This is a genomic window from Luteimonas sp. R10, assembly GCF_045689605.1.
In the GTDB taxonomy this organism is placed as follows: Bacteria; Pseudomonadota; Gammaproteobacteria; order Xanthomonadales; family Xanthomonadaceae; genus Luteimonas.
Map to the genome: position 1 here is coordinate 1,076,197 of NZ_CP141262.1, position 12,874 is coordinate 1,089,070.

The 12,874-nt window shown below is 65.2% G+C and carries 12 protein-coding genes; 9 read left to right on the forward strand and 3 right to left on the reverse strand.

The features are described 5' to 3' along the window. Positions 1 to 162 precede the first annotated feature (162 nt). Positions 163 to 2,511 carry a hypothetical protein gene (locus tag U3649_RS04630; RefSeq protein WP_407353714.1) on the forward strand — a complete coding sequence of 783 codons (2,349 nt, stop codon included), beginning with the start codon at positions 163 to 165 and terminating at the stop codon, positions 2,509 to 2,511. Positions 2,512 to 2,654: 143 nt separating this feature from the next. After that, positions 2,655 to 6,956, forward strand: coding sequence for a GEVED domain-containing protein (locus tag U3649_RS04635; RefSeq protein WP_407353715.1), 4,302 nt, complete (start codon positions 2,655 to 2,657; stop codon positions 6,954 to 6,956). Between the two features lie 39 nt (positions 6,957 to 6,995). Here the strand turns inward: U3649_RS04635 and U3649_RS04640 are convergent, their stop codons facing one another. Together U3649_RS04640 and U3649_RS04645 are read right to left on the reverse strand one after the other, a co-directional pair. Further along, a complete protein-coding gene (locus tag U3649_RS04640) occupies positions 6,996 to 7,286 on the reverse strand; it encodes a type II toxin-antitoxin system RelE/ParE family toxin (protein ID WP_407353716.1) in 291 nt (96 codons plus the stop codon). After that, positions 7,283 to 7,537: an antitoxin of toxin-antitoxin stability system gene (locus U3649_RS04645; RefSeq protein WP_407354542.1), complete on the reverse strand. Its 255-nt coding sequence runs from the start codon at positions 7,535 to 7,537 to the stop codon at positions 7,283 to 7,285. Before U3649_RS04645 ends, U3649_RS04640 begins: the two co-directional genes overlap by 4 nt. A 326-nt stretch (positions 7,538 to 7,863) precedes the next feature. On the opposite strand from U3649_RS04645, the gene U3649_RS04650 reads away from it, so the two are divergent. Continuing rightward, positions 7,864 to 8,142 carry a CopG family ribbon-helix-helix protein gene (locus U3649_RS04650; protein ID WP_407353717.1) on the forward strand — a complete coding sequence of 93 codons (279 nt, stop codon included), beginning with the start codon at positions 7,864 to 7,866 and terminating at the stop codon, positions 8,140 to 8,142. After that, complete coding sequence (locus U3649_RS04655) at positions 8,130 to 8,420, forward strand: type II toxin-antitoxin system RelE/ParE family toxin (protein WP_407353718.1); 291 nt, start codon at positions 8,130 to 8,132, stop codon at positions 8,418 to 8,420. The genes U3649_RS04650 and U3649_RS04655 overlap by 13 nt, the downstream gene beginning before the upstream one ends. Here the strand turns inward: U3649_RS04655 and U3649_RS04660 are convergent. Further along, positions 8,377 to 8,574 (reverse strand): type II toxin-antitoxin system RelE/ParE family toxin, encoded by a 198-nt coding sequence (locus U3649_RS04660; RefSeq protein WP_407353719.1) that lies wholly within the window; start codon positions 8,572 to 8,574, stop codon positions 8,377 to 8,379. The genes U3649_RS04655 and U3649_RS04660 overlap by 44 nt on opposite strands. A 176-nt stretch (positions 8,575 to 8,750) precedes the next feature. Between U3649_RS04660 and U3649_RS04665 the strand changes: the two genes are divergently transcribed. The 5 genes from U3649_RS04665 (at position 8,751) to U3649_RS04685 (ending at position 12,342) form a co-directional block, all read left to right on the forward strand. Next, complete coding sequence (locus U3649_RS04665) at positions 8,751 to 8,996, forward strand: FitA-like ribbon-helix-helix domain-containing protein (protein WP_407353720.1); 246 nt, start codon at positions 8,751 to 8,753, stop codon at positions 8,994 to 8,996. After that, complete coding sequence (locus tag U3649_RS04670) at positions 8,993 to 9,388, forward strand: type II toxin-antitoxin system VapC family toxin (RefSeq protein WP_407353721.1); 396 nt, start codon at positions 8,993 to 8,995, stop codon at positions 9,386 to 9,388. The genes U3649_RS04665 and U3649_RS04670 overlap by 4 nt, the downstream gene beginning before the upstream one ends. A gap of 792 nt (positions 9,389 to 10,180) precedes the next feature. After that, complete coding sequence (locus U3649_RS04675) at positions 10,181 to 10,948, forward strand: XAC0095 family protein (protein WP_407353722.1); 768 nt, start codon at positions 10,181 to 10,183, stop codon at positions 10,946 to 10,948. A gap of 726 nt (positions 10,949 to 11,674) precedes the next feature. Beyond that, positions 11,675 to 11,917, forward strand: a complete 243-nt coding sequence (locus U3649_RS04680) for a ribbon-helix-helix domain-containing protein (RefSeq protein ID WP_407353723.1) — start codon at positions 11,675 to 11,677, stop codon at positions 11,915 to 11,917. Next, positions 11,917 to 12,342: a putative toxin-antitoxin system toxin component, PIN family gene (locus U3649_RS04685; protein WP_407353724.1), complete on the forward strand. Its 426-nt coding sequence runs from the start codon at positions 11,917 to 11,919 to the stop codon at positions 12,340 to 12,342. Before U3649_RS04680 ends, U3649_RS04685 begins: the two co-directional genes overlap by 1 nt. Positions 12,343 to 12,874: the final 532 nt, after the last annotated feature.

Sequence of the window (12,874 nt, forward strand, 5' to 3'; positions counted from 1 at the left end):
CGCCGCAACAGCCAAAAGCAAATCGCTACGCGATTCCCGGCTTTCGCCCCCCTCAATCCCCCTTTTTCAAAGGGGGAAGAACGGGCTTCTGGAAGCGACGTAGGGATATTTCGAGGTCAGAGCAGTGAGATGCACCGTCCCCGGCACACCGGACATCGTGTGATGCGATACATCACAGCCTTCGCCGCGCTGGTGCTCTGGAGCGCCGCTGCACAGGCCCAGGTACAGCGCAGTTTCGTCAACCCGAGTTTCGAGCAGCCGCTATTGCCCGGCGCCAACTGCTTTTCGATCAGGGAATCCGCGGTCGTACCTGGATGGGAAACGACCGAGCCTCCCTGGACCGGCGCATGGACTGATTCACAGCATGGAACGTGCGGTGGGCACCCGGCGACGCCCCCGATCGAGGGCGGCATGCAGATGTTCAAGAACAACGCCGAGGGCGTCACCGCCCGCACCGGTATCCAGTGGGCTGAATTGAACGCCTTCACCCCGAGTCGCCTGTACCAGAACGTATGCATGGTGACCGGGGAACGGGTGGACTGGCGGCTTGCCCACAGGGGCCGGGTTGGAACCGACCGGATGGCCTTCAATATTGGCGCCGACCCTTCGGGGGCGGGCAGCCAGCTCATCATGGATGCCAGCAGTACCGTCACTGGCGCAGGCACCATCAATAGCTGCGGATTGGGCACGTGCAATCTCGGCGGCACCGCGGGCGGCTGGGCCAACTATTCCGGAAACTTCGTCTGGAATGGGGGCTCGGGCGTGCAGACCATCGGGTTCCAGTCAACCACCGGCGCATCTGCCGGCAACATCCTGGACGACATCGTCCTGATCCTGCGGCCCTACGTCGAGTTCTTCCCGGCAGCGGCGTCTACACAGGAAGGTCAGGGCGCGACCGGTGTTCCTGCCCTGCGCGTCACGGGCGTCATCCAAGCCACCTTCGACGTCGTAGTGACGATCACCGGCGGTACCGCAACGCTGGGAACCGATTTCTCCGCGCCGGGCAGCACCTTCAACGTCACCATCCCGGCCGGCGACTACGGAGCGGGCCAGGCCTTCCCGCTGCCGCTGTCGGTCATCGACGACACCGACATCGAAGGCGACGAGACCGTCACGCTGGCCATCGTCGAGGATCCGACGAACTACGTCGTCAGCAGCACCACCACCTGCGGCGGGGCCGCGAATGAAGAGCTCACCTGGGAGATCGTCGACGACGACGTCGACCTCGCCATCACCAAGGACGATGGCCAGACGGCTTATTCACCGGGCGGCACGGTCATCTACGAAATCGTCGTGACCAACAATGGCCCGGTGGCCGTGCTGAGCGCCCAGGTCAGCGATCCGCTGCCGGACGGCATCACCGATGCAAGCTGGACCTGCGCGGACGACGGCAGCGGCAGCGCATGCGGAGCGGCCAGCGGCACCGGCGCGATCGCCACCACGGCGGACCTGCCGGCAGGCGCCTCGGTCACCTACACGCTGACCATGACGGTCCCGATCGGCTTCGGCGGGGACCTCGTCAACACGGCCACGGTGGACGTGCCGGCCGGCATGACCGATGCCGATCCCGCCAACAATACGGCCAGCGACACCAACACCGAGTTCACGTCTCCGCCCGGCCCCAACCCGAGCGTGTGCAACATCGCCGACAACGGCTCGTTCGAATCGCCGGACATCCAGAACGATCCGGAAGGCCCGGGCGACAATACGGCTTATGTAAACGGCTTCGCGGTCTGGCGGACGACGACCAATCCGATCAGCGGCTGGGAAACCGCCGCCGGAACCATCGACATCCTGCGCCATTTCAACAATGCCAGTAACGGACTGCAGAGCATCGACCTCTGGGGCACGGCGGCGGCAACGATACGGCAGACATTCACCGGCCTCGTCCCGGGAGCGCAGTACACCTTCTCGGTAGACTATTCCGGTCTCTCGGCGGCGAATTCGATTGCCGTGGTCCAGTTGGGCAATGGCGTCGGCGCGGCGCCCGTCACCCTCGCGACGCTCCAGCCGGCTGCCGATGCCGTCAGCAACGGGAACGCCGGCATACCGGCGACGCCAGCGTATTCGGTGACCTGGGGTACCTATCGGCACACCTTCATCGCGGTCGGTACGGAGGCGACGGTCCAGTTCGTCAACAACGCCGCTCCGGCAGCCGCCAATACCGGGCTTTTCGTAGACAACTTTTCCTTTGCCGGCGATCCCTGCGCCGACCTGGGGATCGTGAAAACCGTTACGCCGGAGGAGGTAAGATCGGGCGAAGCGGTGGTCTATACGGTGCAACTCACCAACAACGGCCCGGACCCCGCGAACGGCGCGATCGTGACCGACCCCGGCGTGCCGGACAGCCTCGAATGTACCGCGCTGACGTGCGCGGCCGACGCCGGTGCGGTGTGTCCCGGCGCACCGACGCCGGCGCAGCTGGCGACCGGACTGGAGATTCCGACCTTCCCCGTTGGCGGCGCGGTCACCCTGGAGCTGACCTGCACGGTGACCGCGACGGGATTGTGAGCGGGGCAGGCTGTTACGAAAACGAAAGGGAGCACTTGCCGGAGCAGGGATGCAGGCCTCACACGAGGCGTGAGCAAGTGTGGAAACTGGGAATGAAACGCACAGCAAGGACGACGACGTCCTTGCAGGGGATTGACGCAGTAATGAGCATGAAAGCAACGAGCCGCCCGAGCCATCGCCGCGCAGCGATGGGTGTCCAATGCTGCAGGCGGAACGTCATTGCGATCCTGCTGGTGGGGCTAGCGGTCCTGCTCGGCATCGGGCCGGCATTCGCGGACGAGTTCTATTTCACGCGCACGCGCTCGGTCGTGGATGCGCAAAGCGGGGCGACGGGCCTGTTCCTCTGGGACGACGCCACGAACTCGCAAATCCAGATCGGCGGCGACGCCGTGAATCTGCGCCATGCGACGGATGGACCGATGTACGTGGACGGCATCGCAACCGGCCTGGCAGGCGCGCTTTACGGCTTCGCGGTGGACGACACCGCGGATGTCCCTCTCTTCCCCTTTTCCAATCAGGGGAGCTGCAGCACAAGCATGCGCTCGAGGCTGGTGTCCATCGACACCGGCACCGGCATATTCACCTACGTCGGCAATTGGCTGGCCGGGCGCAGGATCTCCGGCGCGGCGTTCGACGGTTCGGGCCGTCTATGGGCCATCGACTGCGTCTCGGGTGACGTGGTCGAGATCAGTCCTGCGACCGGCCAGGTCGTGGGCGGCTCGATCTCCCTCGGAAGCGGCTTCTCGTATGTGTCCGATCTCGACTTCGCCGCCAACGGCATGGGCATTGTTGGCTACGGCGAGATGCAGTTCCTCGTTTTCGATCCGAATGCGGGCTGGGTCGCGAGTGTCCCGATCCCGGCCCAGAACAGTGGCTTCGACAGCGGGCTTGTCAATCCCTATGCAGTCGTGGGCGCTGCCTTCACGCAAAATCTCTCCGCTCGCAACGGAAGCCCGCAGGCCGACGCTTGCCGGCTGAACATCGCGGAGAACCGTGGCGGCGATGAGCTCGGTCACGCCAACGATCCGTTCTTCGCCAACCCTGTGATCGTGCGCAAGGAAGCCGATCAGTACAACCCACCAAACCTGCCGGCCTCTCAATTCGGTTGGTACAACGGCGGGCCGGGCGACGCGGCACGCGCCGGCGGCCCTGCGCTGCCGGACTGCTTCTACGACTGGGGCGATGCGCCGACCAGCTATGGCACACTGCTCGCCGCCAACGGCGCCCGGCACGCGATCGTCGCCGGCAGCCCGTATCTGGGCGCCGGCCAGCCGGACTTCGAAGTCGACGGCCAGCCGAACGCGGGCGCCACCGGCGACGACGGTGCCGGCACCAACGACGAGGACGGCGTCACCGTTCCGGCCCTGCCGGTCGGTGCGACCGTGCAGATCGAGGTCACGGCCGGCAACGTCGGCCCGGACACGCTGCTGCAGGGCTGGATCGACTGGGCGGGCGACGGCAGTTTCGCCCAGACGGGCGACCAGGTGCTTATCGATGCGGCCTTGGTGTCCGGTACCAACACCTTTGATATCGCCGTGCCGGCCACCGCGACGGTCGGCACGACCTATGCGCGTTTCCGCATCGCCAACCAGGCCGGCCTGGGATTCGACGGCCTGGCCGGTTCGGGCGAGGTGGAGGACCACCAGGTGCAAGTGACGGCCGGGCAGGCTGACCTCGCGATCACCAAGGACGACGGCAGCGACACCTATGTGCCGGGCCTGGACGTCATCTACACCATCGTCGTGAGCAACAACGGCCCCAGCGCGGTGACCGGCGCCCAGGTCAGCGATCCGTTGCCGACGGGCATCACGAGTGCGAGCTGGACCTGTGGCGCCGCCACCGGTGGCGGCGCCTGCGGCGCGCCCAGCGGCACCGGTGCGATCGATACCACCGCCGACCTTCCGGCTGGCGCTTCCGTCACCTACACCATGAGTCTAGCGATACCGGCCAGCCGTACCGGCAGCCTGGTCAATACCGCGACGGTGGCACCGCCCGATGGCATGACCGATGCGAACCTCGACAACAACGAGGCCAGCGACACCGACACGATGGAACCGCCACCCACCTCGGGCGCATGCGCACCGCGCGAAGTGGCGCCGGGAGCAACCTTCTCGCTTGCGCCATTCGCGAACGGCGGCACCGTGACGAAGTCGGCCGGCGTCTGGGCGACAGCGCCCACCAGTGAGTGGACAAAGCTTGGCGGCAACTACACGCTCACCTGGAACTTCAGCCAGCCGATCCCGGCCGATTGGCTGCAGATCATCCTCGTCGACATCGACTCGGTCTCGCCAAACGGGACGTTGACGATCTCCCTGGGCGGCGGCGTCTCGACCAACCAGATCGTCAAGGTCGGCGGCGACCTGCTGCTCGGTGCCGGAGGCGTCGTCCGCCGCGACGGCGCGATCACCGGCGATCCGGGACAGAGCGGCACTTTCCGCTTCGCTCCAGGCGGCACCCTGACGTCGATCACGATCACGTCCGCGAACATCCACAGCACCGACAATATCGGCAACCGGCTACAAGTGCGTCCTGCCTGCCTGACGTTGGAGAAGCTGAGCGAAGGCGGCGCCGGCGCCTTCACGATCGACATGACCAACGTGGCGCAGGCGGACGGCACGGCGGTGCCGAGCACTACCCTGACCACGACCACGCCCGGCACGCCGGTGTCCTCGACCATGCTGTTCTTCTCGCCGGTGCCCGGTGCGGTCATGGCCATGACCGAGGTCGTGCCGCAGGGGTGGGACAACACCTTGGCCGTGTGCACCGACCAGAACGCGGGCGTGACCGGCAACCCGACGGTGATCGGCAGCTTCGCCTCGCCCACGATCAGCATTCCGGCCGACAACGTCCGGCCGCAAGCGGACATCCACTGTCGGTTCACCAACCAGCAGGCGGAGGCCGACCTCGCCATCACCAAGGACGACGGCAGCGACACCTACGTGCCGGGCCTGGACGTCATCTACACCATCGTCGTGAGCAACAACGGCCCCAGCGCGGTGACCGGCGCCCAGGTCAGCGATCCGCTGCCGACGGGCATCACGAATGCGAGCTGGACCTGCGGCAATGCCACCGGTGGCGGCAGCTGCGGCGCGCCGAGCGGCACCGGCGCGATCAATACCACCGCCGACCTACCGACCGGCGCTTCCGTCACCTACTACATGAGCATCGGTATCCCGCCCAGCTTCACCGGCAGCCTGAGCAATACCGCGACGGTCTCGGCGCCCGACGGCGTGACCGATACGAACCTCGACAACAACGAGGCCAGCGATACCAACACGATGGAGCCGCCGCCCACATCCGGCGCGTGCTCTCCGGTGCGAGTGATGCCCACAGATGGCACCTTCTCGCTCGCGCCGCTGCCGATTACCGGCTCGGTCACGAAAGGCAACGGCAACTGGCAGCCCAACAACTGGACGGCGTTTGGCGGCAATTTCACGATCACCTGGACCTTTTCGCAGCCTGTTCCGGTCAGTTGGATCCGCTTCACGACGGTCGATTACGGCCACGCCTCTTATCAGACGGCCACCCCGCCCTCGACCAGGATCACCTTCGGCCCGGGAAGCACGGCAACGCCCGCCGATCTCGCGCGCGTGGAGGGCGAACTCGCCTACAACCCATCCACGGGAACGCTGAGCTATGACCGCGCCGGACCGCTGAGGCAGCAAGGGGTGATGCAGGGCACCTCCACAAGAACGGTGACCTCTTTCACCTTGACCGGGAGCAACATATGGGGCGGCGACTATATCGCCCACGCCCTTTATGCTGTTCCAGCCTGCCTGACATTGGAGAAAGTGAGCGAGGGCGGCACCGGCGCCTTCACGTTCGACATGACCAACGTGGCGGAGGTCGACGGCACGGTGGTGCCGAGCACCACGCTGACCACCACGACGCCCGGCACGCCCGTGGCCGCAGCCATGCTGTTCTTCTCGCCGACGCCCGGCGCGGTCATGTCCATGACCGAGACCGTGCCGCCGGGCTGGGACAACACCTTGGCCAGGTGCACCGACCAGAACGCGGGCGTGACCGGCAACCCGACGATCATCGGCGACTTCGCCTCGCCCACGATCACCATTCCGGCCGACAACGTCCGGCCGCAGGCGGACATCCACTGCCGCTTCACCAATGACGCGCTGCCGGCGGCCGACCTGGCCATCGTCAAGACCGTGACCCCGGAGGACGTGGCGCCGGGCGACGAGGTGGTCTACACGATCGAGGTGACCAACAACGGCCCGGAAGCCGCGGACGAGGCGATCGTGACCGACCCCGGCGTGCCGGACAGCCTGGAGTGCACCGCGCTGGCATGTTCGGCGGCGGGAGGCGCGGCCTGTCCCGCAGCGCCGACGCCGGCACAGCTGGCGGCGGGCCTGGTGATCCCCACCTTCCCCAACGGCGGCACCGTCACCCTGGAGCTGACCTGCACGGTGACCGCGACCGGCACCCCTTGAGGCACGTAGGCGGAATCGCCGCAAGGCGATTCCGCCCACTCAATCCATCACTGGGGGCCACTGGCGCGCTGTATGGACCAGCGCCAGCACCCATATGGCGTTCTCGTCGATCACGATCTCGTACACCAGGCGGTAGCTCTCATGCGGGGTCAACTCGCGAGTGCCGAGGATCCTGCCGGCATGCCCGAGCATTGGAAACTCGGCCAGCTTCGCGGCGGCCTCACTGAAAAGCAGATCCATCCGCGCAGCTGCCGACGGGTTATTGGCCGCGATATGGTTCCAGATCTCGTCGCGGTCTTGCTCGGCCTCCGGCGTCCAGTGCACCCTCACCCCTGGTCCGCCGCCTTGGCGCGCCGTGCGGCGAACTTGGCTTCAACCTTGTCGTTGGATCGGCCACGACCTGCATGCATCGAAGTTCGAGCCGCTTCGACCTTGTGCTGCAGGAACTCGTCGTACTCGCGCATCTGACGCTGGCGCTGGACAAACTCGCGCATCAGTTCCCGCACCACCTGTGAAGCGGGACGATGCGCCGCTTCGGCTTCGGCCAGGAACTGGTCCCGCAGCTCAGGTTCCAGCTTCATCGTGAACACAGCTTGCTTCGACATGGGCGACCTCACGGTCCTTGCGGTAAGGACGCAGTATATACGTTGTCACTACTTTGTTCCAACGCCGACCGGCCTGTTCGAGGCCTTCTCCATTTCGATTCGAAAAGCGGTGAAGCCACGCGGCCATCCTTGCGCTGTCACCACGGCGATCTCCCCGGGCTCCGTGGCCTGCAGTTGCTGCCGAACGGTCAAGTGGGAGCACAGTGTCGCGATCCACCCGGCCGATCCGGTTCGGCATGGACAGCTGGACAGGCGGGGACTATAGTAGCGAAGGTATTACCTAGTCGTTAGAGGAGCTACTCATGGCATTGGCCACCTCGATCAAGCTCGATGATGAGCTGAAGGGCCGGGTTCAGCATCTCGCCGAATCCCGCCGCCGGTCGGCGCACTGGATCATGCGCGAGGCCATCGCGCAGTACGTCGAGCGCGAGGAAAAGCGCGAGGCGTTCAAGCAAGATGCATTGCATGCATGGGAGGAATATCAACGCACCGGCCTGCATCTGACGCTGGAAGAAGCCGATGCGTGGTTGGCGAAGCTGGAAGCGGGCGAAGATGCGGAACCGCCTTCGTGCCACACCTGATCTGGACGCCGCCGGCGCTGGCGGACGTTCAACGGCTCTACCGCTTCCTCGCCCTGAACGATCCCGACGCGGCCCGCCGTGCGATGAAGGAGATCCGCACAGGGGCCAAGATCCTGGCGCACCAGCCGCGGATCGGGAGGCCGGTCGAAGACATGGCCATCGAGTTTCGGGAATGGCTGATCGGCTTCGGAAACAGCGGCTATGTCGCCCTGTATCGGTTCGATGGCGATGGCGTCAGCATCCTGGCTGTCCGGCACCAGAAAGAAACGGGGTATTAGGTACCCCGGATCGCATTAGGAACTCTGCCAGCTTCGCGGCGGCCTCACTGAAGAGCAGATTCATCCGCGCAGCGGCCGACGGGTTGTCGGCCGCGATATGGTTCCAGATCTCGTCGCGGTCTTGCTCGACCTCCGGCGTCCCGCGCACCCTCACGCCTGGTCCGCCGCCTTGGCGCGCCGTGCGGCGAACTTGGCTTCAACCTCGTTGTTGGATCGGCCACGACCCGCAAGCATCGAAGTCCGAGCCGCTTCGACCTTTTGTGATCCCCGCATTCCGTTGACAGCCCGGAGAATGGAACCACAATGGTTCCATTACGGTTAGAGGTCGCCATGCCCACTACGCTGACATTGAAGAACATTCCCGACGAAGTGTACGAGCGCTTGAAATTGGCTGCCCAGACGCATCGCCGAAGCCTGAACAGCGAGGCGATCGTCTGCCTCGAGGCAGTGCTGGTGCCCACGAGGGTGGCGCCGAGCGAACGGCTTGCGCGTGCACGGGAACTCCGTGCCGGATTGGCCCCGAGCAAGTTCCGGGCGAAGGACATTGATGCGGCCAAGCGATTAGGCCGCCCATGATCGTCGTGGACTCGAACGTTCTGGCATATCTGTACTTGCCAGGAGAGTTCACGGCGGCGGCCGAAGATCTGCTCGAGCGCGATCCGGAGTGGGCCGCGCCGCTTTTGTGGCGCGGCGAGTTTCGGAACATTCTGGCCGGGTACCTGCGCCGCGGCAGTCTCAGCTTTGAACAGGCGAGCGCCCTGCAGAGCGAAGCCGAGCGGTTGCTTGCAGGACTGGAGTACGAAGTGGACTCCCGCGGCGTATTGGAACTGGTAAGAGGCAGCGATTGCTCGGCTTACGATTGCGAATTCGTCGCGCTTGCAGAACGGTTGGGGACGAAGCTCGTCACGATGGACGGCAAAATCCTCCGCGCTTTCCCCAAGGTCGCGGTGGCCTTGGCTGCAGACTAACCAGGTCGGCAGCCGTACCGGACGCGCAGATTGCGGCCCGAGCCGAAGCAACATCGGCCGTGCCGATCACGCGGGCCCTGGATTTCGCTGACCTCGCAATCACCAGTGAAAGACGATTCCGGGATCGTAGTGATCCGATTTGCCGGACGATGCCATCGCCCAAGATCGTACGGATGCTGAGAAGCTTCATGAGGCAGTTCCCGGTTCGTCGAGCAGCTCAAGGGGGCATCTGGCTATCGTCCAGGACCGCCTGATGCATGCTGTGCTGGACGCAAGGTGCTGCTCCGCATGGATTGCCACCGACAAGCTGGCGCCTGGATCTGGCAGCGGAGATCGTCGAGAAGCCCTGAATCGCCATTAGTCAATGACTACGATGCAATCATTGATTAATGGAGGTGCCTGATGGCCACGATCACCATCCGCAACATCGATGACCAGTAAAGGGATAAGTCGGCGGTTGCACACGAATCCGTCGCTGGTTTCCCGACATAAGAGCTGGATTTCTCCTGCAAGCGCAGGAGAAATCCAGGCACTTGACTCGTCTTTCCAGTCGCGGCAGACTCGGCCTACGGAGTTTCAAAGCTCCTCGCACAGCGGTTCCCGCCTCCGACAATCTGGTGGGTTTTTTGTGCCCGTGCTGCGGGCATGACCGACGTGATGCCTGCGTCGGGAGGGCGGCTAATACAAGACCCGAAAGGGGAATACGCCCACCGTCTGTGCGCGGCTTTGAACCTCCCGACTTCCCGTCTGCCGTCCTGGTGGGCGGTCACTTCATGGAATGAGGAGGCAACGATGTCGAAGTTCGATTCGGATGATCAGGACATGCCCGGCTACTTCCTGCCGGAGGACAGCCAGTTCCGGCTGAAGAAACTGCATGAGCACATGGTGTTCCTGTCGCATCTGGCGCAGCCGCGTACGCACGACGAGGAACAGGAGTGGGTGCCCGAGATCCGCGTGGGCGAACTGGCGGTCTGCCTGGAGTTGCTGGCGGAACAGGCCGGTTTGGTGCTGGAAGAGGTGTCGTGGCCAGCGGAACGGGAGGCCGAGCGCGCGCCTGCGAGTGCAACCCCTGAAGCCGACGCGTTGGAGGGCGAGACGCCGGAGGCCGAGGCAATGGAGGCCGGGGCGCCGGGCGACGAGGTGCCGGACGACGAAGCGGTGGAGGCAGAAGCGGAAGGCGAGGCAGGCACGGAAGCCCGCTTCGTCTTCGGCGTCACCCTGGACCAGATGGACGAACTGGACCGCCGGCTCGACATGATCACGGCGCACGGCGACGTGGTGTTCAGTGTCGAAGAGGCTGACCTGGCCATCGGCACATTGGCGATGGTGGGGCATGCGGTCTTCGACGACGCCAGGGCGGCGAAGGCCATCATCGAACAGGTGACGTCGCAGCGGCTCAACGGGTCGCGCAGGCGGCGAAGCGGCGTACGCGAGGCGCGGGCCGTGTATGGCGCAGGCGCTGCGTTGCCGGTTGCGGACCCGCAACGCCCGGCATTGCCGCCGGCCGTCCATGCGCAGCGTGGGTGCATCCCCGAGGCGCCCGCACAGCGCCTGCACTGATCCGGCGACGGGGATCCGGAGCGCCGGGGGCGGCCTGCCGCCCCCGGCTGGACGGCGGAGAACGGGCCGGGTTCTGAGGTTTCCCCACATTTCTTGCAGCCTATCTTCCCCCTTTGAAAAAGGGGGATCGAGGGGGGCGAAAGCCGCCGCTTGCAAGCCGCAGGCTTGCGGCGGTTTGAGCGCTCCCGCGCGCTGCGCGGGGGCCGGGAATCGCAAAGCGATTTGCTGTTGCTGTTGCTTGGTCGGACACCAAGCAAATCCCCCCAACCCCCCTTTTACAAAGGGGGCAGCCAAGCCGTTGAATGATTGCAGGAAAACAGGGGAACCCTCGGGGCCGGATTCACCTAGCGACAAGGCCACCCATGATCGTCGCGGACTCGAACGTTCTGGCACCCATCCGCGCCGCGGCCGGCGGGTTGTCGGCCGCGATATGGTTCCAGATCTCGTGGCGGTCTAGCTCGGCCTCCGGCGTCCAGTACACCCTCACGCCTGGTCTGCCGCCTTGGCGCGCCGCGCGGCGAACATGGCTTCAACTCGCCCCGCGGATCCGGGGCAGCTTCCAGCAGCGGAGCAAAGCTCCGCTGCACGAGAAGCGCATAGCCGGTATTCGGGCACGACAGCCGCTCCCCGGCGGCTTCCATCAACGGCGGTGTCCCATCGCCCACCTTGCCCGTCCGGAGACGTAGGTGTATAAACACATATCAACCAGTCAGGAGGCATTTTGCCGTGAATACCGAATCCGTCCGCTGGAACATTGCCGTGTCCCCTGAGACCGACCATGCGCTGCGCATGCTGCTGGCCAGTCAGGGAGGGCGCAAGGGGGATCTTTCGCGCTTCATTGAAGACGCCGTGCGGGCGCGCATTTTCGAAGCCACGGCCCGGGATGCCAGGGCGCAGAATGCCGACACGCCCGCCGCCGAGATCGATGCGGCCATCCGCGAAGCTCTGGCCTGGGCCAAGACCGCCTGATGCGCGTGGTGTTGGACAGCAATGTGCTGTTCTCCGCGCTGATTTCGCCGCATTCGCCCCCGCGTAGGATTTTCGAAGCATGGCAGGACGGACGCTTCACCCTGATCACTTGCGACGCGCAACTGGATGAAATCCGTCGCGCCAGCCGCTACCCCAGACTGCAACGCATTCTGCAAGCGCACCGGGTCGGCACGCTGATCAATCACCTGCAACGCGCCGAGCGCATTGCCCGCTTGCCCATCCACATCCAGATCGATGATCCGGACGATGCCTTTCTGCTGGCGCTGTCGCAGGCTGGCATGGCCGACGTGCTCGTCACCGGCGACCACCGCGCAGGCCTGCTGCAACGCGGTCATCATGGCCGCACCCGCATCGTCGATCCGGCGATCTTCTGTCTTGAGGTGTTGCGAACGCGGCAGGGATAGCGCGTAGGGCGGTTGGGGACGAAGCTTGTCGCGATGGACGGAAAGATTCTCCGTGCTTTCCCCAAGATCGCGGTGGCCTGGGCTGCCGGCTGAGATTTCATCGGTCGCGGCATCGGCGCGATTCAGGCCGTGGCGCGATTGCCTGGGGTGAGCATTGCTTCGATCCGTGGGCCGGGATCCGGGGCAGCGGAGCAAGCTCCGCTCTACGTGGGCCGCTTCCGCGGGTGCAACTCCTTTGCCGCCGCCGCCGCAACGACGGCGCTCGAGCGGGATCGGCTCCCCGACACGTCCGTATCTTGCCGCCCTGCCGTCAGGCTACCCGCATGCGGTGCCTGCCACCGTCCGCAATCGCCCCAGCCATATCCGGTAGCCCGCCCCCCAGCGGGCGCCGTTTTCGCGCATATCGACCCCACGCCTGGCAGGTCCGCGACGGCCTTGGCTGCCTTGCCGCCGCTGAAAAGCCGGAAAACGGCATGGATACAGCGCAGTCATAAAAAGCAAGCTTCGGTGAATCTTCGTGATTAAAACTGTG

Coding starts and splice junctions, on each gene's coding strand:
- U3649_RS04670 (WP_407353721.1), top strand. CDS start 8,993: ATGATCGTCGTGGACTCGAACGTTCTGGCATATCTGTACTTGCCAGGA.
- U3649_RS04650 (WP_407353717.1), top strand. CDS start 7,864: ATGGCATTGGCCACCTCGATCAAGCTCGATGATGAGCTGAAGGGCCGG.
- U3649_RS04630 (WP_407353714.1), top strand. CDS start 163: ATGCGATACATCACAGCCTTCGCCGCGCTGGTGCTCTGGAGCGCCGCT.
- U3649_RS04665 (WP_407353720.1), top strand. CDS start 8,751: ATGCCCACTACGCTGACATTGAAGAACATTCCCGACGAAGTGTACGAG.
- U3649_RS04635 (WP_407353715.1), top strand. CDS start 2,655: ATGAGCATGAAAGCAACGAGCCGCCCGAGCCATCGCCGCGCAGCGATG.
- U3649_RS04675 (WP_407353722.1), top strand. CDS start 10,181: ATGTCGAAGTTCGATTCGGATGATCAGGACATGCCCGGCTACTTCCTG.
- U3649_RS04645 (WP_407354542.1), bottom strand. CDS start 7,537: ATGAAGCTGGAACCTGAGCTGCGGGACCAGTTCCTGGCCGAAGCCGAA.
- U3649_RS04685 (WP_407353724.1), top strand. CDS start 11,917: ATGCGCGTGGTGTTGGACAGCAATGTGCTGTTCTCCGCGCTGATTTCG.